General features: G+C 70.8%; 18 protein-coding genes and 1 pseudogene. 12 read left to right on the top strand and 7 right to left on the bottom strand.

The genetic code is table 11. The features are described from left to right. Nucleotides 1-41: 41 nt before the first annotated feature. The 4 genes from BT364_RS20885 (at nt 42) to BT364_RS20870 (ending at nt 3,961) form a co-directional block, all read left to right on the top strand. On the top strand, nt 42-1,034 hold the full coding sequence (locus tag BT364_RS20885; protein ID WP_072486739.1) for an ABC transporter ATP-binding protein: 993 nt from the start codon (nt 42-44) through the stop codon (nt 1,032-1,034). A gap of 5 nt (nt 1,035-1,039) precedes the next feature. Continuing rightward, nucleotides 1,040-1,819, top strand: a complete 780-nt coding sequence (locus BT364_RS20880) for an ABC transporter permease (RefSeq protein ID WP_072486866.1) — start codon at nt 1,040-1,042, stop codon at nt 1,817-1,819. A 145-nt stretch (nt 1,820-1,964) separates the two neighbouring features. Beyond that, nucleotides 1,965-3,092 (top strand): ABC transporter ATP-binding protein, encoded by a 1,128-nt coding sequence (locus BT364_RS20875; protein WP_072486738.1) that lies wholly within the window; start codon nt 1,965-1,967, stop codon nt 3,090-3,092. Continuing rightward, the gene (locus BT364_RS20870; RefSeq protein ID WP_072486737.1) at nt 3,089-3,961 is read left to right on the top strand and encodes an ABC transporter permease subunit; all 873 of its coding nucleotides are present in this window, start codon (nt 3,089-3,091) and stop codon (nt 3,959-3,961) included. The genes BT364_RS20875 and BT364_RS20870 overlap by 4 nt, the downstream gene beginning before the upstream one ends. 21 nt (nt 3,962-3,982) lie before the next feature. Here BT364_RS20870 and BT364_RS20865 read toward each other — a convergent pair whose 3' ends face one another. After that, nucleotides 3,983-4,312 carry an ATP/GTP-binding protein gene (locus tag BT364_RS20865; protein WP_072486736.1) on the bottom strand — a complete coding sequence of 110 codons (330 nt, stop codon included), beginning with the start codon at nt 4,310-4,312 and terminating at the stop codon, nt 3,983-3,985. A 211-nt stretch (nt 4,313-4,523) separates the two neighbouring features. Between BT364_RS20865 and BT364_RS20860 the strand changes: the two genes are divergently transcribed. After that, nucleotides 4,524-5,567 carry an LLM class flavin-dependent oxidoreductase gene (locus tag BT364_RS20860; protein ID WP_072486735.1) on the top strand — a complete coding sequence of 348 codons (1,044 nt, stop codon included), beginning with the start codon at nt 4,524-4,526 and terminating at the stop codon, nt 5,565-5,567. Between the two features lie 70 nt (nt 5,568-5,637). Here BT364_RS20860 and BT364_RS20855 read toward each other — a convergent pair whose 3' ends face one another. Continuing rightward, complete coding sequence (locus BT364_RS20855; RefSeq protein ID WP_072486734.1) at nt 5,638-6,030, bottom strand: SCO5389 family protein; 393 nt, start codon at nt 6,028-6,030, stop codon at nt 5,638-5,640. Between the two features lie 270 nt (nt 6,031-6,300). Between BT364_RS20855 and nucS the strand changes: the two genes are divergently transcribed. After that, complete coding sequence (nucS, locus tag BT364_RS20850; protein ID WP_072486733.1) at nt 6,301-6,972, top strand: endonuclease NucS; 672 nt, start codon at nt 6,301-6,303, stop codon at nt 6,970-6,972. 71 nt (nt 6,973-7,043) lie between these two features. Here the strand turns inward: nucS and BT364_RS20845 are convergent, their stop codons facing one another. From BT364_RS20845 to BT364_RS20830, 4 genes are all read right to left on the bottom strand, one after another. Continuing rightward, nucleotides 7,044-9,548 carry an ATP-binding protein gene (locus BT364_RS20845; RefSeq protein WP_072486865.1) on the bottom strand — a complete coding sequence of 835 codons (2,505 nt, stop codon included), beginning with the start codon at nt 9,546-9,548 and terminating at the stop codon, nt 7,044-7,046. 214 nt (nt 9,549-9,762) lie between these two features. Further along, nucleotides 9,763-10,086, bottom strand: coding sequence for an STAS domain-containing protein (locus BT364_RS20840; protein ID WP_072486732.1), 324 nt, complete (start codon nt 10,084-10,086; stop codon nt 9,763-9,765). A gap of 236 nt (nt 10,087-10,322) precedes the next feature. Continuing rightward, nucleotides 10,323-11,171, bottom strand: a complete 849-nt coding sequence (locus BT364_RS20835; RefSeq protein WP_072486731.1) for a 3-hydroxyacyl-CoA dehydrogenase family protein — start codon at nt 11,169-11,171, stop codon at nt 10,323-10,325. A gap of 165 nt (nt 11,172-11,336) precedes the next feature. After that, the gene (locus BT364_RS20830) at nt 11,337-11,978 is read right to left on the bottom strand and encodes a TetR/AcrR family transcriptional regulator (RefSeq protein ID WP_072486730.1); all 642 of its coding nucleotides are present in this window, start codon (nt 11,976-11,978) and stop codon (nt 11,337-11,339) included. An 81-nt stretch (nt 11,979-12,059) separates the two neighbouring features. Between BT364_RS20830 and BT364_RS43125 the strand changes: the two genes are divergently transcribed. From BT364_RS43125 to BT364_RS20815, 3 genes and pseudogenes are all read left to right on the top strand, one after another. Beyond that, nucleotides 12,060-12,803, top strand: a complete 744-nt coding sequence (locus BT364_RS43125; RefSeq protein WP_072486729.1) for an ABC transporter ATP-binding protein — start codon at nt 12,060-12,062, stop codon at nt 12,801-12,803. After that, nucleotides 12,779-13,147, top strand: a pseudogene (locus BT364_RS20820) (ABC transporter permease); the annotation flags it as partial. The gene BT364_RS43125 and the pseudogene BT364_RS20820, both read left to right, overlap by 25 nt. A 9-nt stretch (nt 13,148-13,156) precedes the next feature. Continuing rightward, on the top strand, nt 13,157-13,729 hold the full coding sequence (locus BT364_RS20815) for a cob(I)yrinic acid a,c-diamide adenosyltransferase (RefSeq protein ID WP_072486728.1): 573 nt from the start codon (nt 13,157-13,159) through the stop codon (nt 13,727-13,729). A gap of 49 nt (nt 13,730-13,778) precedes the next feature. Here the strand turns inward: BT364_RS20815 and BT364_RS20810 are convergent, their stop codons facing one another. Then, the gene (locus tag BT364_RS20810; RefSeq protein ID WP_072486727.1) at nt 13,779-14,321 is read right to left on the bottom strand and encodes a hypothetical protein; all 543 of its coding nucleotides are present in this window, start codon (nt 14,319-14,321) and stop codon (nt 13,779-13,781) included. Between the two features lie 151 nt (nt 14,322-14,472). Here BT364_RS20810 and BT364_RS20805 point away from each other — a divergent pair, with 151 nt between their 5' ends. The 3 genes from BT364_RS20805 to BT364_RS20795 form a co-directional block, all read left to right on the top strand. Continuing rightward, complete coding sequence (locus BT364_RS20805) at nt 14,473-15,669, top strand: sensor histidine kinase (protein WP_072486726.1); 1,197 nt, start codon at nt 14,473-14,475, stop codon at nt 15,667-15,669. Then, entirely contained in the window at nt 15,666-16,316 is a 651-nt protein-coding gene (locus BT364_RS20800) for a response regulator (RefSeq protein ID WP_072486725.1), read from the top strand. Before BT364_RS20805 ends, BT364_RS20800 begins: the two co-directional genes overlap by 4 nt. 170 nt (nt 16,317-16,486) lie before the next feature. Continuing rightward, the coding region (locus BT364_RS20795; protein WP_072486864.1) for a glycoside hydrolase family 18 chitinase at nt 16,487-18,211 on the top strand (1,725 nt) is incomplete at its 3' end.

Here is an 18,211-nt window from a genome sequence, read left to right as displayed (position 1 = left end):
TTGTGGTGGCGCCGGGCGCGCGGCCGTTCTAGCGTGAACGCATGATCGAGCTCGATGGCCTCACCAAGTGCTTTGGCAACAAGGTTGCCGTCGACCGGCTCTCCTGCCAGGTCAGACCAGGAATGGTGACGGGTTTTCTGGGGCCCAACGGGGCGGGCAAATCCACGACGATGCGGATGATGCTCGATCTCGACAACCCGACCAGTGGTTCGGTGCGCATCGACGGCAAGCACTACCGCGACCTCGAAGAACCCCTGAAGTACATCGGGGCGCTGCTGGACGCCAAGTCGATGCACGGCGGGCGCAGCGCGTACAACAATCTGCTCTGTCTCGCCCAGAGCAACCGCATCCCGGAGAGCCGGGTCGCGGAGGTCCTGGACACCGTGGGTCTGACCGCGGTGGCGAAGAAGAAGTCGAAGGGGTTCTCCCTCGGCATGGGCCAGCGGCTCGGGATCGCGGCGGCGCTGCTCGGCGACCCGCAGGTGCTGCTCTTCGACGAGCCGGTCAACGGCCTGGACCCCGAGGGCATCCACTGGATCCGCAATCTGATGAAGTCGCTCGCCGCGGAGGGCCGGACGATCTTCGTCTCCAGCCATCTGATGAGCGAAATGGCCCTCACCGCCGACCATTTGATCGTGATCGGCCAGGGCCGGCTGCTCGCCGACACGTCGATGGCCGACTTCATCCACCAGAACTCCCGCAGCTACGTACGGCTGCGCTCGCCGCAGCAGGAGCGGCTGCGCGACGTACTGCACGAGGCGGGCCTGATCGTGATCGAGACGGGAAGCGGCACGCTGGAGATCGACGGCGCCACGACCGAGGCACTGGGCGAGCTCGCCGCGCAGCACCGGATCGTGCTGCATGAGCTGAGTGCCCAGCGGGCCTCCCTGGAGGAAGCGTTCATGCAGATGACGGCGGACTCCGTGGAGTACCACGCGCACTCGGACCATGCCGCGGCGCCACCGCCCGCGGGCCCGCAGTGGGGCGAACACTGGAACCAGCGGACCGGTGACAACGCCGGCAAGGAGGTGTGACGACGATGGCATCGGTACCCGCGGTCCTGACCTCCGAGTGGACCAAGATCCGTACGGTCTCCTCGACCGTCTGGACGCTGATCTCCGCGTTCGTCGTCACCGTCGCGATGAGCGCGGCGCTCTGCGCCCTGATGAACGCCCAGTTCGACGACCTCCCGATGGCGGAGCGGGCCACCTTCGACCCGACCCTCATCAGCTTCTCCGGCATGGTCCTCGGCCAGCTGGCCATGGTCGTCTTCGGTGTGCTGGTGGTCGGTACGGAGTACAGCTCCGGCATGATCCGCACCTCGCTGGCGGCCGTGCCCCAGCGCGGTTCCTTCCTGTTCAGCAAGGTCACGGTGGCCGGTCTGCTGGCCCTGGTGGTCGGCATCGCGACCAGCTTCGTCTCGTTCTTCCTCGGGCAGGCGCTTCTCGGCGAGCACCACACGGACATCGGCGCGGACAACGTCCTGCGCGCGGTCGTCGGAGGTGGCATCTACATGGGCCTGATCGGGATCTTCTCGATGGGTGTGGCGACGATGCTGCGCAGCTCCATGCTGTCGCTCGGCATCCTGATGCCGTTCTTCTTCCTGGTCTCCCAGATCCTGTCGGCGGTCCCGGGGGCGAAGAAGGTCGCCCGCTACTTCCCCGACCAGGCGGGCTCCAAGATCATGCAGGTGGTGCCCGATGCCATGAACAGCAACCCGGCTCCGTACGGGCCGTGGGGAGGGCTCGGGATCCTGGTCGCCTGGGTGGTGGCCGCGCTGATCGGCGGCTATCTCATGCTCAAGAAGCGGGATGCGTGACCGTTCGCCCGGTCCGAAGGACGACGCGCGCCCGCAACGGCTTGGCCGGAACCGTCAATGCCTGGATATCCTCCTAAGTCTTACGGGGGCGTGCGGCCGCTCGGCCTGGGCCCCGACGACAGCAGTGAGTCGATGGGGCTGAAGCATGATCGAGGCAGTCGGCCTGACAAAGCGCTACGGCGCGAAGACGGCCGTGTCCAACCTTTCCTTCCAGGTGCGGCCGGGTACCGTCACCGGATTCCTCGGTCCCAACGGGTCGGGCAAGTCCACCACCATGCGCATGATCCTGGGCCTGGACCAACCGACCTCCGGTCATGTGACGATCGGCGGCCACCCCTTCCGCAGCCTGCCGAACGCCCCGCGCCAGGTGGGCGCCCTGCTGGACGCCAAGGCGGTGCACGGCGGGCGCAGCGCCCGTAATCACCTCCTCTCGCTCGCCCAGCTCGCGGGCATCCCGGCCGCCCGGGTCGACGAGGTGCTCGGCGTCGTCGGTCTCCAGGACGTCGCACGGAAGCGGTCCAAGGGCTTCTCGCTCGGCATGGGCCAGCGGCTCGGGATCGCGGCGGCGCTGCTCGGCGACCCGCAGGTGCTGCTCTTCGACGAGCCGGTCAACGGCCTGGACCCCGAGGGCATCCTCTGGGTCCGCAATCTGATGAAGATGCTGGCGTCCGAGGGCCGTACGGTCTTCGTCTCCAGCCATCTGATGAGCGAGATGGCGCTCACCGCCGACCATTTGATCGTGATCGGCCGGGGGCAGCTGCTCGCCGACATGAACGTCAAGGAATTCATCTCCGCCAACTCGGCCGACTTCGCCCGGGTCCGGGTCGCCGACGGCCTCGCGGAGCGGCGCGAGAAGCTGACCACCTCGCTCACCGAGGCGGGCGGCCGGGTCATGTCCGAGCCGGACGGGGCCCTGCGGGTCACCGGGCTTCCGCTGCCGCGGATCAGCGAGGTGGCGCACGAGTCGGACGTCCGGCTGTGGGAGCTCTCCCCGCACCAGGCCTCGCTGGAGGAGGCGTACATGCGGATGACCCAGTCCGTCGTGGACTACCGCTCGACGGCGGACCAGAAGGCGGGTCTCCAACAGCCGGCGGCCCACGGGCACGGGCAACCGGGGTACGAACCGCCGCAGCCACCGGTCCCTCAGGTGCCGCAGCAGAACTGGTACGCCCCGCCGCCGCCCGGACAGAACCCGTCCGCGGCGGCCCCGGCCGGGCCCGCCGCGGCCACCGCAGACCTGACCAAGCGCGACACCAGCGAGGACGCCCGATGACAACGCCGCCGACCCCGCAGGCGCCGTCCCAGCGGCAGGCCCCGGCCCCGCAGCACAGCCCGCAGACCGCACCGGCCGGTCCGTACACCTCGCCGATCCCGGTGCGCCGGGCCACCCTCGGCGATGCGATCGCCTCCGAGTGGACCAAGATCCGCTCGGTGCGCTCCACGATGTGGACGCTCGGCGTCATGATCGTGCTGCTGCTCGGGATCGGGCTGCTGGCCACGCTCGCGGTCAACACCGTCGATTCCGATCTGGGCTCGACGCCGGTGCTCAGCCTCGGCTTCTTCGGGGTGCTGCTGGGCTCGATCTGTGTGATCACGCTCGGTGTGATGACCATCGCGTCGGAGTACGGCACGGGCATGATCCGTACGACGCTGACCGCCTGCCCCAGCCGTGCCCGGGTGCTGGGCGCGAAGGCGATCGTCTTCTTCCTGCTCACCTTCGTGATCACGACCGTGACGACCGCGCTGGTCGCGGTGATGCAGACGGCGTTCATCGAGAGTGCGGCGCCCAGTGGCGGCGACTGGCTGCGCGCGACGGTCGGGGTCGGCCTCTACACCGCGACGCTGGGACTGCTCGCCCTCGCGGTCGGCGCCCTCATCCGGCACTCCGCCGGTGCGATCACGATCATGATCGGGGTGGTGCTGCTGCCGCTGGTGCTGGCCATGTTCATGTTCGCGGAGTCGCTCTCCGACCTGCGGCTGGCGCTCTTCCAGTACTCGATCCCGAGCCAGCTCAGCGCCCTGTACTCCACCTCGGTCGCCGATTCGGGGCCGTCCGGCTGGGACTCGCTGTGGATCATGCTCGGCGTCACGGCCGTGGCCATGATCTGCGCGTTCGTCACTCTGGACCGCCGGGACGTCTGAGCCGTCCCCGCCCGGACGGGCTCAGTAGCGAGGCGCGTTCCTGGACCGCTGCACCTGTGTGGTGCGGCGGTCCTTCGCGTTCCAGCAGGCCTTGTGCCAGTGCCTGCGGTCGTCGATCCCGCCGTACTCGGACCAGGCCACCAGATGCGGGACGCCGGACGGGATCTCCTGGTCGCAGCCGGGGCAGCGGTACCGCTTGCCCGCCGCGCTCGCCCCGCTGACCGGACGGACGGACCACTGCTCGCCCCGCCACTCCTCGGCGCGCCCGCCCCCGCCGTACCGGGCCCCCGGCTCCTCGGCGCTGTCGTGGGGACTCTCGCCGCCTCGGGGGCGGTTGCGGCGCGGGGACACGTGACACCTCACGGGGCAGTCTGGGCAGGTCCCGCCCAGCGTAGGGCCATTTGGCCGACACGGGCGTCCGGCGCCTCGCGGGCGAGGTCCCGGACGGGAGTGAGTTACCGGAAAATCGCAACAACTTGCCGGCGGACCGTGCCTTTGGCACGTGTCAGACGTTGTTGCTCTACAGGGGAGAGCCGCGTCGGCCGCAAGGAGGCAATTGGCGATGCGTGTCGGAACGTTCGTACTGGCAGCCCAGTTTCCGGGGCAGGGGCCGGGGGAAGCGCTGCACCGCGCGATCCGGTCCACCGAGGTCGCGGAGGAATCCGGGCTCGACTCGGTCTGGCTGGCAGAGCATCATTTCGTGCCGTACGGGGTCTGCCCGTCCGCCGTCACGCTGGCCGCGCTGCTGCTCGGCCGCACCCGCAGGATCCGGGTCGGCACGGCGGTGAGCGTGCTGCCGACCCAGCACCCGGTGGCGCTCGGCGAACAGGCCGCTCTGCTCCACCTCACCAGCGGCGGCCGGTTCACCCTCGGCGTCGGCCGGGGCGGCCCCTGGGTGGACCTGGAGGTGTTCGGAGCGGGCCTGGAGGCGTACGAGAAGGGCTTCCCGGAGTCCCTGGAGCTGCTGCTCGACTGGCTGAGCAAGCCGCGAGTGGCCGGGCGCGGGGGGCGGTACGGCTTCCGCGAAGTCGCCGTGGTCCCCCGGGCCGACGAACTCCTCGCCGGGGACGGCGGCGCAAGCACCGGCGGCCCCGAGGTGGTCGTCGCGTGCACCTCTCCGAAGACGGTGAAGCTCGCCGCGGAGAAGGGGCTGCCGATGCTGCTCGGGATGCACTGCGGGGACCAGGAGAAGGCGGACATGGTCGCCCTGTGGCGCTCCACCGCGCTCGCCGCGGGCCGCTCCCCCGAGAGCGTCCGCGAGGCCGGGCACGTGTCCGCCGGGGTGGCCCAGATCGCCGACCGCCCCGAGGACGCGGTGGAGACGCTCGTGAAGGCGATGCCGGGCTGGCTGCGGCAGGGGCTGGACGCGCATGTGACGGTCGACGGCCGGCACCGGGTGATGCGCGATCCGGTCGCGTACACGGAGCTGCTGTGCGCCCTTCATCCGGTGGGCCCGCCCCGGCTCGCCGCCGACCGGCTCGCCGCCACCGCCGAGCGGACAGGCATCACCCGCTTCGCGCTCCTGGCGGAGGGGTCGGGGGATCTGGCGGCCACGGAGGAGAACGTAGCGCGGCTGGGCACCGAAGTGCTCCCGCTGCTCACCTGACAAGTCGTAAGAGGTACGCGGGGCTGCCGCCCCGGAGCGAGTTGCACGCCCGGAACGGCAGCAGAAGCGTTTAGCAGTCCCGAAGTTCGGGCGACTGGTTGAGCAACTGGCCCCTCACCGAGGTGAAGCGGGCCAGACGCTCGTCGACCGAGGCATCCAGCGGGAACACCGCGACGCGGTGGCAGTTCTGGAATGCCAGGCGCACCCCGAAGTGCCGCTGCAGCGCACCGCGTATCGCATCACTCGCGAGCGCGCGCAGCAGCTGACCACGTGCCTGCTCGTTGGGCGGCGGCGTCTGGTTGTCGGCGAACTCCCCGCCGTCGACCTTCAACTGAGCCACCAACGAGCTGATCATCTCCCATGCGTAGGGCAGGGAGGTCCGGACGCAGTCGACGAAGTCGGCTTCGTCGACCTCGCCTCGCTCGGCCTGTTCCAACAGCGCCGGTGAGACGTCGAGCGACATGGGTTCTCCTCTCGCGACCCCGACGCCGGGCCGGGGCCTTACGGGCTGGGAAGGAGGGCGGCGACGCAGCGTACACGGGCGGCGACCTCCTGCTTACACGGTAAGGGTGCAGTCCTGGCCGCACCAGGAGATTGGGAACACAACCGGCCAATAACGAAGGGGCGCAAAGAGGGGCAAGCCCGAACGGCACCCCCCGGAGTCAACCCGGGTGACGGGTGCGACGGGGGGAGAATCGCGTGGAGCACCCCTCGTCGAGTAGCGTTGCCGACCATGCGTCTCGTCATCGCCCGCTGCTCCGTGGACTACGCCGGCCGGCTCACGGCCCACCTGCCCTCCGCTCCCCGTCTGATCCTGGTGAAGGCGGACGGGAGCGTGTCGATCCACGCCGACGACAGGGCGTACAAACCCCTCAACTGGATGTCACCGCCCTGCACCCTCAAGGAGGGCACCGACGACACCGCGGGTATCTGGACCGTGGTGAACAAAGCGGGCGAGAAACTGATCATCACGATGGAGGAGATCCTCCATGACTCGTCCCATGAGCTGGGTGTCGACCCGGGTCTCATCAAGGACGGCGTCGAAGCGCATCTGCAGGAGCTGCTCGCCGACCGGATCGAGACACTCGGCGAGGGTTACACCCTGATCCGCCGCGAGTACTTCACCGCCATCGGGCCGGTCGACATCCTGTGCCGGGACGCCGACGGCCAGACGGTCGCCGTGGAGCTGAAGCGGCGCGGCGACATCGACGGTGTGGAGCAGCTGACCCGCTATCTGGAGCTGCTCAACCGCGATCCCCATCTCGCCCCGGTGAAGGGCGTCTTCGCGGCCCAGGAGATCAAGCCGCAGGCGCGGGTGCTGGCGACGGACCGCGGGATCGGCTGTGTCGTTCTCGACTACGACGCGCTGCGCGGCATCGAGGACGACAAGCTGCGGCTGTTCTGACCCTTCCCGCTCTCCGACTCCGAACGCCGGACGTGTGTGTCACGTCCGGCGTTCGCCGGTTCCGGGGCGGCTCAGGCCGCCGACGGGCTGCTCTCCGCACTCGCCGCCGCCGATGGCGAGGAGGAAGAGGAGGAGGAGGACGGCCCGCCCGCCGAGTCGGAGGTGTCGGGTGAGGACGGCTCGGGTTCGGTGGCCGTGTCCGTCGGGGTCGGGGAGCCGGTGTCCGTCGGACTCGCGGTCGGACCGGTCGGCTTCGGCGTCGTGGGCGAATCGGACGGCTTGTGCGACGCGGACGGCTTGTGCGACGACGGCTTGCCGTTGGACGGGGTGTCCGACGACGGGCTGCCGCTCGGTCCCGAGGGGTCCGGGGACGGCGTACCGCTGCCGCTCGGCGTGATCGCGCCGCCCGAGGGGCCGGGCGTCGACGCGCTGCCGCTGGGTGAAGCGCCGCCGGGCGTCGATCCGTCCGCCGGGCTGTCGGCCGGGACCTCGTCCTCGCCGTCGTCCTGGCTCCGCGACTGCTCGGTAGTGACGTCCTGGTTCCCCTGGACGTCGTCGTCGCCCGAGGTCAGCCCCAGCGCCACCACCGTGCCGAGCACACCGGTCAGGAGTACGCCCGCGGCCGTGGCGACCAGGTTGCGCCGGGCCCCGGCGAGCAACGCGAAGCGTCCCTTCCCGGCGGCCCCGGCGGCCTTGGGGGTGCCCTGCGGCGAGATCACCGTGGCGGCGGCCTCGTACGGCCCCGACAGCGTCTGCGTCACCGACGGCGTCGCACGGATGGGCGACGTCGGCGCCTCCTCGGTCCGCGGGACGGGCAGCTCGTCACCCGGCGGGGTGAGGACCACGGGCAGCGGGCCGCCGGCACGGTCCGCGACCAGCGCGAGGGCGCGCCGTCCGGCCACCGCGCCCGACTTGTCGGCGAGCGCCCCGCGCATGCCGATCGAGGTCTCCAGCTCGGCCCTGGCCCGGTCCGGATTGCCGGCCAGCAGCGCCAGGACACCCAACTCGTGGTGGAAGTACGCCTCTTCGGCGACCTCTCCGGCGAGCCTGGCCGCCTCCTGGCCGATCCGCAGCGCCCGCTCCCAGGCTCCCCAGTGCAGCCCCGCCGCGAAGGCCGGAGAGGCGCTGCGGGCCAGCAGCACGGCCACGCTGGTCTGTCCCGCCCCGTCGCCGGGCACCAGCTGTGCCATCGCCGCGACGACCGCGTCGCCCTCGGCCGTGACCCGCTCGGGAGTGACCGAGGGGTGACCGGCCCACCAGGCGTAGTGCTGAGCCGCGGTCCGCGCCCGGTCGGTGGCGTCCTCGCCGTATCCCGCGGCCTCCAGCTGGGTCACCACACCGGCGGCCAGCCGGTAGCGGGGGCCGACCGGGGAGAGCAGCCCGCAGCCGGCCAGCTCGCCGAGCGCGGCGTCCGCGTGGGTGTCCCCGATGAGCGCCGGCAGATGCGCCTGGTGCGGCACCTCGCCGCCGAGGGCCACCGCGAAGCGCAGGGTGTCGCGGGCGGACGCGCTCAGCCGTGAGGCGAGCAGCGGGGCGGGGGCCGCGCCCTCCCCGAGGCTGGGCAGCGGAATGTGGACGCCGTCGACGTCCTGGTCGTACCCGAAGGGGACTTCCGCGGGCCGGCCGTCGCCGCCGCCGAACACGCCGTACGCCTCGGGGTCGGTACGCAGCATGTCGCGCTGGCGCAGCAGGGCGCCCGCCTGGACGAAGCGCAGCGGCAGCCCCTCGGACTCGAACCAGAGGTCCCCCGCCCAGTTCGCCTCCTCCTCGGTGAGCGGGCGCTCGACGGCCCGCTCCAGCAGGTCGACCGCGGCGCTGCGGCCGAGGCCCGCGAGGAAGACCTCTTCGAGGTGCGATTCGGTGGTGGGCGCGGCGACGTCCGGGACCGTCGCGAACAGGAAGGCGCACTCCGGTGTCGCGTCGAGCAGCTCCTCCAGCGCGGCCCCGCCGAACTCCAGGTCGTCGAGGAGGACGACGGCGCCGATGCTCCGGACCTTTTCGAGCAGCCCGGCGCGGTCGGGGCGGTGCAGCGGCGATTCGTGGACGGCCTCGAAGAGCCCGTACAGCAGGTCGGTGGCGGTGCGCTTGTAGCCGTTGAGCCGTACGACTCCGTCCGGCGCGAGGTCCGCGCAGTCGGCCGCGACGGCGTCCAGCAGTGCCGTACGGCCGGATCCGGCCGGCCCGGTGAGCCGCACCGAGCGCCCCTGGGCCAGCAGGCGCACCAGCCGTTCGCGTTCCTGTGTGCGCTCCAGGAGCGGCAGTTGGGGGGCGGGCGGGCCCGGCGGTACGGGCGGTGCGGTGGCGCGTTCACGGTCGGCGCGCCCGGCCGCGGTGCGCCGGGCCGGGGGGCCGGGCTGCTCCCCCGGCGGGCACAGCTCGACCTCGCTGCCGTCGACCGGGTTGACGGTGAGGAGGTACTCACCCGATATGAGCCGGACGACGCGTGCCTGCGGCGGCGTCGGGTGACCAGGGTCCGGGGTCAGCTGGTCGCGGGCCGGCCGTCTGCGGCCGGGCCCCTCACCGAAGCCGTCGTTGTCCCGGCCGTACTGTTCCGGTCCCCGGTGTGTCGGGTCCATCGCCAAAGCCCCCAGACGCGTCGCGCACGATTGCCCCTCCGGCCTCGCACGCCCCGCTGTCGCTTCTGGTCCGGTGTCCGCCCGGTGGGTTCGTCAATCGGCGGACGGCCGAACCCTAGACCGTCGCCCGGTGTCCGCGCACAGTCGGGGGGTCACGCCGCCCGAAGCGCACGTTCTCGTGCGGATTGCGCGCTTTCGGCCGCGGCACACGCCACTACACGCGCGGCAGCGAGTCCGCGGCGATTCCGCCCTCGATGGCCAGGATGCGGTGCAGCCGGGTCGCCACCAGCAGGCGCTGCATCTGCGGCGGCACGCCGCGGAGCACCAGCCGCCGCCCGGCCCGTCCGGCCCGGCGGTGCGCGCCCATGATGACGCCGAGTCCGGTGGCGTCCCAGGAATCCAGCTCGGTCAGGTCGAGCACCAGGTCGCCGACGCCGTCGTCGAGGGCCGAGTGCAGGGCCGTACGGGCGTCCGCCGCGCTTCGGACGTCGAGGCGGCCCCCGACGACCAGCTCGGCGTGGTCGCCCCTGATGTGCATATGCGCTCCCCTGGAATGCTCCGTAGCAAGGTTCGTCTGTCTGTTCTGTCTCTTCCACAACTGACTGCGGTGGAGACAGGGAAGTTTCCGTCTGTAAGCGAACCGATACCGATTTCACTCCGGGGAGTGACTGAGGCACGGTGAGGGCCCACTCGGAACCACTGCTTCCGGGAGACTCCCCCGGTCCTCCGGGCCCGACCGACGGGCAGATCAGGCAACCGGAGGACCGAAAACGATCAGTACGTGTAGAAGCCCTGCCCGCTCTTGCGGCCGATGTCACCTGCATCCACCATCCGGCGCATCAGCTCCGGTGCGGCGAACTTCTCGTCCTGCGACTCGGTGTAGATGTTGCTGGTGGCGTGCAGCAGGATGTCGACGCCGGTCAGGTCCGCCGTGGCGAGCGGGCCCATGGCGTGGCCGAAGCCGAGCTTGCAGGCGATGTCGATGTCCTCGGCCGAGGCGACACCCGACTCGTACAGCTTGGCGGCCTCGACGACGAGCGCCGAGATCAGCCGGGTGGTGACGAAGCCGGCCACGTCACGGTTGACGACGATGCAGGTCTTGCCGACGGACTCGGCGAACTCCCGTGCGGTGGCGAGGGTTTCGTCGCTGGTCTTGTAGCCGCGGACGAGTTCGCAGAGCTGCATCATCGGGACCGGCGAGAAGAAGTGCACACCGACGACGCGCTCGGGGCGCTCCGTCACGGCCGCAATCTTGGTGATCGGGATGGCGGAGGTGTTGGAGGCGAGGACGGTGTCGTCCCGGACGATCTTGTCGAGGGCCCGGAAGATCTCGTGCTTGACCTCCAGCTTCTCGAAGACGGCCTCGACGACGACATCCGCGTCGGCGACCGCGTCGAGGTCGGTGGTGGTCGTGATGCGGGCGAGCGCGGCCTCGGCGTCGGCCGCGTCCAGCTTGCCCTTGGAGACGAACTTGTCGTACGAGGCCTTGATGCCGTCGCGTCCACGGGCCAGGGCTTCGTCGGTGACGTCGCGCAGCACCACGTCCCAGCCCGCCTGGGCGGAGACCTGCGCGATGCCGGACCCCATGAGTCCGGCTCCGATGACGGCGAGCTTCCTGGCCACGTGTGCACCCCTTGGTTTCTGTTCGCCTCTGCAGCTGGTCCCTGCACGGCCGGTCTCAACGGTTGTTCATATGCTCTCCGGCGGAGATTAGTACCCGTGAGGGGCGCTGGGGCCATGAAGAGATGCGCGTCACGTCTCACATGACGGACATCACACCGGCACAGCTCATTCGGCAGCGCGTCGGGCGTAGTTGAGGACCTTTTCGCCCAGGAGGTCCTCGATCTCGTCGAGCACGACGAGCGCGTCGCGCGAGACCTCGGCCGCCTTGCGCCCGGCCAGCATCTCCCGGCTGATGTGGCCGACGAGGGCTCCCTCGATCCAGGCGAGCTGACCGCCGACCAGGTCCGGCAGCGGATCGTCCGCCGGTGCGCCGGTCTCCTCGCGCAGGGTCGCGACGACGGCCTCCAGGACCTCCTGCTGGAGGCGGGAGAGACGGGCCTGGAGGGTGGGCGCCTCCTCGACGACGCGCATGAAGTCGGCGAAGCCGTCCATCAGTCCGAGCTCCGGCGACACCGCGACGACCAGGGCCCGCAGCTCCCGCAGCACCGCCTCGGCCGCCGACTCACCCTTGTCGCGGGCGCGGACGAAGCGGGCCACCCGCTGGGTGACGCCCTTCATCCGGTCGAGGAAGAGGTCCTCCTTGGCGGGGAAGTAGTTGTAGACCGTGTTCACGGAGACGTCCGCCAGCTCGGCGATCTCGGCGACGGTCACCGTCACGAAACCGTGCTCCAGGAACAGCCCGGTCGCGAGGTCCGAGATGTGCTGCCTCGCCTGGCGCTTCTTGCGTTCCCTGAGTCCCTCGGCCATCCACCCATCGTAGGCCCGGTGCCTGAGCCTGAAAAATTGGTGTCATTGTATTTTTTCAGCGACTCTGTTTTTGTGGTCGCTATGCCAATCATCAGTACGGCCGGGCTCGCCCGGACCTTCGACAGCGGGAGCGGGCCGGTGCACGCCGTGCGGTCCGTCGGCCTGACGGTCTCGGCGGGCGAGATCGTCTGCCTCCTCGGCCCCAACGGGGCGGGCAAGACCACCACTCTGCGGATGCTGACCACCCTGCTCGCCCCCACCGGCGGCGCGGCCACCGTCGCCGGGCACGATCTGGCCGACGACCCGGCCGGGGTAAGGGCGAAGTGCGGATACGTCGCCCAGTCGGGCGGGGTCGACCCGCACCTCACCGTGCGGGAGGAACTGGTCACCCAGGGGCGGCTGTACCGGCTGAGCAGGGCGGAGGCGGGCGAGCGGGCCGCGGAGCCGGCCCGTCTGCTCGGCCTCGACGATCTGCTCGACCGGAAGGCGGCCCCCCTCTCGGGCGGTCAGCGCCGGCGCCTGGACATCGCGATGGGCATCGTCCACCGCCCGCCCGTCCTCTTCCTCGACGAACCCACCACCGGCCTGGACCCGGGCAGCCGCTCCGACCTGTGGGACCTGGTGCGCGGGCTGCGCGACGTCCACGGCACGACGGTCGTCCTCACCACCCACTACCTCGACGAGGCGGACGCGCTCGCCGACCGGCTGATCGTGATCGACCGGGGCGTGGTCGTGGCCGAGGGCACCCCGGCCGCGCTCAGGACCGAGTACGCCGGCTCCCCCGCCGCCTCGCTCCAGGACGCCTTCCTCTGCCCGGGGTGCTGATCGGCTTCGTGTTCGTCGGTCTGCTCACGGTCGCGCTGGCCTCGCTGTCGTACGCGCCGGCCATGAAGGTCACGACGCCGCAGGAGTTCGGGCCCGTCATCAACGCGGTGGCCATGCCGGCGATGCTGCTCTCCGGCCTGATGCTGCCGATGACGCTGGGGCCGGCGTGGCTGGACATCACGTCGCGCTTCACGCCGCTGCGCTACCTCGTGGACGCGGTGCGGGACGCGTACGTGGGCTCGTACGCCACCTCGCACATGCTGTACCGGGCACTGGTGGCGGTCGCCTTCGCGGTCGCGGCCACGGCGGTGGGCGCCCGGGTCTTCCGCCGGGTGGGGCACTAGCCTGGCGGCATGGTCAATCTGACACGTATCTACACGCGCACCGGCGATCAGGGCACCACCGCCCTCGGCGACATGAGCCGTACCGCCAAGACCGATCTGCGGATCTCCGCGTACGCCGACACCAATGAGGCCAATGCCGTCATCGGTACCGCGATCGCGCTCGGGCAGCTCTCCGAGGACATCGTGAAGGTCCTCGTCCGCGTGCAGAACGACCTGTTCGACGTGGGCGCCGATCTGTCGACCCCGGTCGTCGAGGACCCGAAGTACCCGCCGTTGCGGGTGGAGCAGAGCTACGTCGACAAGCTGGAGGCGGACTGCGACCACTTCCTGGAGCAGTTGGAGAAGCTGCGCAGCTTCATCCTGCCCGGCGGTGCGCCCGGGGCGGCGCTGCTGCACCAGGCGTGCACGGTGGTCCGGCGCGCGGAGCGGTCCACCTGGGCGGCGCTGGAGGTGCACGGCGACGTGATGAACGCGCTGACCGCCACGTACCTCAACCGCCTCTCCGACCTGCTGTTCATCCTCGCGAGGACGGCGAACAAGGAGGTCGGCGACGTGCTGTGGGTGCCGGGCGGGGAGCGGTAGCCACCGGGGGCCGGAGCAGCCGGACGGGCGGGCCCGCCCGTCCGGCTGCTCAGCGCCCGGCCGGCTCGCGTTTCGGGAACAGCGTGTAGCCCCCCGCGATGACCACGTTGATCCCGATGACGAACAGCATCTTCTGCTGCCACGCCTGGAGCGTGGAGACATCGCCGTCCCCGCCCACGTACCAGACGGCGGCCTGGAGCAGCGCCAGCGCGGTCACCGCCGCGACCGTCCAGCGCGCCGCGACCTTCCACTCGTGCACCGCGCGCGCCATGCCGTACTTCGGCGGCCGCACCGGCGGCGGTCCGCCCGCGAAGCGGTGGGCGACCCGGGCGTCGACCCAGCGGATCGTGGAGTGGCCGAGCCCCACCGTGAAGCCGATGTAGACCGCGGCGAGCCCGTGCTTCAGGTCGGGCTGTGCCCCGTTCTTCAGGTCGATGGCCGTCACCACCAGCAGCACGACCTCCAGCAGCGGTTCGCACAGCAGCACGGCCGCACCCAGCCTCGGCTTCTTCGCCAGGTACCGCAGCGCGAGCCCCGCGGCCAGCAGCACCCAGAAGGCGACCTCGCAGAGCACGATCAGCATGACGATCACGGCACTTCCCCTTCCCGTTCCCTCCAGCCTCCCGGCCCGGCCGCGAGGAATCGTCGTCGGCAGTGACGAACCGCGACTGCATCCTTCGATGTACTCGCTCCTCACCCCCGGTAGGGAGGTCCGGGCGCGGGCCGCCGTGTTGGATGGGAGGGTGTTCTCTCTCGCCCGGCCGCACCGCCACGACGTGCTCATGGCCGCCATCGGACTCCTCGGCGGCCTCGTCCTGTGGGCGCTCGGCCTGCACATACAGGGCGAGCGGGCCTTCGTCGCCCCATGGGTCTCGCTGCTGCCGCTCGCCGTCGTCTCGGTGCTCGAACTGGTCCGCAGGACTGCCCCGCAGCCGGCCCTGGTCATCGGCACGCTCGCGCTGGTCGCGGACCAGTTCACGGTCGGGAACCTGGCGACGGTCCTGATGTTCACGGACCTCATGTACGCGGCCGTGCTGTACGGGAAACCGTCCGCCGCCCGCCGTATCCCGGTGACCACGTTCCTGATCACGATCGGGATCACCGTCGGATTCCTCGCCTGGTTCCGCAACCCCCAGGCGCTGCTCATCGGCGTCGTCACCGGCATGGTCTCGTTCCTGCCCGCCCTCACCGGGGTGAGCGTCCGCAACCACCGCGACGCCGCCGAGACGGCCCGGCTGCACGCCGAACAGACCGCGCTGCTGGCCGAGATGGACCGGGCCCAGGCGGTGACCGCCGAACGCACCCGGATGGCCCGCGAACTCCACGACATGGTGGCCAACCACCTCTCGGCGATCGCCATCCACTCCACCGCCGCGCTCTCCATCGACGACCCGGGCACCTCGCGCGAGGCGCTCGGCGTGATCCGGGAGAACAGCGTCGACGGCCTCGCCGAGATGCGCCGGCTGATCGGGCTGCTGCGCACCGGCGGCGGGGCCCTGGAACCGGCCGCCTCGCCCACTCTCGCCTCGCTGGACGCACTGGTCGAGCAGACCCGTACGAGCGCCGCGCCGAGCGGCCTGACCTGCGCCTTCGAGGACACCCGGGAAGAACGGGAACCGCTTGCCGCGCCGGTCGAGCTGGCCGCGTACCGGATCATCCAGGAGTCCCTGACGAACGCGCTCAAGCATGCCGCGCCCGGCCCGGTCGCCGTGCGGCTCGGGCAGTCCGGGCGGCTGCTCACAGTGGAGGTCAGCAGTGTGCTCGGGGACCGCCCCGGGCCGCGCGCACCGGGTTCGGGGGCCGGCCTGGTGGGGATGCGGGAGCGGGTGGCGCTGCTGGGCGGCGCGATCGAGGCCGGTCCGTCGGCCACCGGCGGTGGTACGAAGATCTGGCGGGTACGGGCCGAACTGCCCGTGGAGGAAGGGGTATCGAGGACATGACGATCCGGGTTGTGGTCGCCGAGGACCAGTCGGCCGTCCGGGCGGGGCTGGTGCTCATTCTGCGCAGCGCGCCCGACATCGAGGTCGTGGGCGAGGCCGGGGACGGCGAGGAGGCGGTGCGCCTGGCCCGCGAACTCCGGCCGGATCTGGTGCTGATGGACATCCAGATGCCGCGGCTGGACGGGGTGTCGGCGACCGGTCAGGTGGTGGCCGAACGGCTCGCGGACGTACTGGTGCTGACGACCTTCGATCTCGACGAGTACGTCTTCGGGGCGCTGCGGGCGGGGGCCGCGGGCTTCCTGCTGAAGAACGCCGAGGCGCGCGAACTGCTCGATGCCGTACGCACGGTGGCGCGCGGCGAGGGTCTGATCGCTCCGGCCGTGACGCGCCGTCTGATCGCCGAGTTCGCCGGGACCGCCCCCGTCCGGCCGGCGAAGGGACCCGACCTCTCGGTGCTCGACGTTCTCACCCGGCGGGAACGGGAGGTTCTGGGCTGCCTGGGCAAGGGCCTGTCGAACGCCGAGATCGCGGTCCGGCTCTCCATGGCGGAGGCGACGGTGAAGACCCATGTGAGCAGGTTGCTGGGCAAGCTGGAACTGCGCAGCCGGGTCCAGGCAGCCGTACTCGCACAGGAGTTGGGCATCTGACGTTTAGCAGCGCACTTTGGTCCAGACCTCTTGACGATTGGTCCAGACCTTCCTAATCTCACCGAGCACACTGCGGTGAGCACGCCATGACAAGGCGCGCTCAGGGCGGCGCAGGGTTTGCAGTCCACGGACCACCCCCCGATTGTCCGGACCTCACCCGAGGAGCACCGTTGAGCACTGAAACCCCCCTACGCCGGACCCGATTCAGACTCGGGACCGGAAGAGCCACCAGATCCAGAGCGGTCGCCGGTATCACCGCGCTGCTGCTTCCACTCGCCGCGATGGTCGGCCTTGCCTCCCCCGCCGAGGCCGCCACCTCGGCGACCGCGTCCTTCGTCAAGAAGTCCGACTGGGGCTCCGGCTTCGAGGGCCAGTGGACGGTGAAGAACACCGGCACCACCGCCCTGTCCTCCTGGACCATCGAGTGGGACTTCCCCTCCGGCACCGCGGTCGGCTCCGCCTGGGACGCCACCGTCACCAGCTCCGGCACCCACTGGACCGCCAAGAACCTCGGCTGGAACGGTTCGGTCGCCCCCGGCGCCTCCGTCAGCTTCGGTTTCAACGGCACCGGCCCCGGCGCCCCCACCGGCTGCAAGCTGAACGGCGCCTCCTGCGACGGCGGCAGCGTCCCCGGCGACAACGCCCCCTCGGCGCCGGGCACCCCCACCGCGAGCGCCGTCAACGACACCTCGGCCAAGCTGAGCTGGACCGCCGCGACCGACGACAACGGCATCAAGAACTACGACGTGCTGCGCGACGGCGCGGTCGTCTCGACGGTCACCGGTACGACGTACACCGACTCCGGCCTCAAGGCCGGCACCGACTACTCGTACACCGTGCAGGCCCGTGACACCGCCGACCGGACCGGTCCGGTCAGCGGCGCGGTCAAGGTCCGCACCACGGGCGGTGGCGGCAACCCCGACCCCGGCACCGGCGGCAAGGTCAACCTCGGTTACTTCACCGACTGGGGTGTCTACGGCCGGAACTACCACGTCAAGAACCTGGACACCTCGGGTTCCGCCGCGAAGATCACGCACATCAACTACGCCTTCGGCAACGTCCAGGGCGGCAAGTGCACCATCGGTGACTCCTACGCCGACTACGACATGGCGTACACCGCCGACAAGTCCGTCGACGGCGTCGCCGACACCTGGGACCAGCCGCTGCGCGGCAGCTTCAACCAGCTGCGCAAGCTCAAGGCCAAGTACCCCCACATCAAGGTCCTGTGGTCCTTCGGCGGCTGGACCTGGTCCGGTGGCTTCGGTGAGGCCGCGAAGAACCCGGCCGCGTTCGCCGAGTCCTGCTACAACCTGGTGGAGGACCCGCGCTGGGCCGATGTCTTCGACGGCATCGACATCGACTGGGAGTACCCCAACGCCTGCGGCCTGACCTGCGACACCAGCGGCCCCGCCGCGCTCAAGGGCCTCACCACCGCGCTGCGCTCGAAGTTCGGCAGCAACAACCTCGTCACGGCCGCCATCACCGCCGACGGCTCCGACGGCGGCAAGATCGACGCCGCCGACTACGCCGGCGCCGCCCAGTCCCTGGACTGGTACAACGTGATGACGTACGACTTCTTCGGCGCCTGGGACGCCAAGGGCCCGACCGCCCCGCACTCCCCGCTCACCTCGTACAACGGCATCCCGAAGGCCGGCTTCAGCTCCGCCGACGCCATCACCAAGCTGAAGGCCCAGGGCGTCCCCGCCTCCAAGATGCTGCTCGGCATCGGCTTCTACGGCCGCGGCTGGACCGGCGTCACCCAGGACGCACCCGGCGGCACCGCCACCGGCGCCGCCCCCGGCACCTACGAAGCCGGCATCGAGGACTACAAGGTCCTCAAGAACAGCTGCCCGGCCACCGGCACCGTCGCCGGCACCGCCTACGCCCACTGCGGC

It is taken from the genome of Streptomyces atratus, assembly GCF_900119365.1.
GTDB classification, from domain to species: Bacteria; Actinomycetota; Actinomycetes; order Streptomycetales; family Streptomycetaceae; genus Streptomyces; species Streptomyces atratus_B.
The sequence above is the reverse complement of the archived record's forward strand: the minus strand, read 5'-3'. Positions and strand labels throughout refer to the sequence as shown.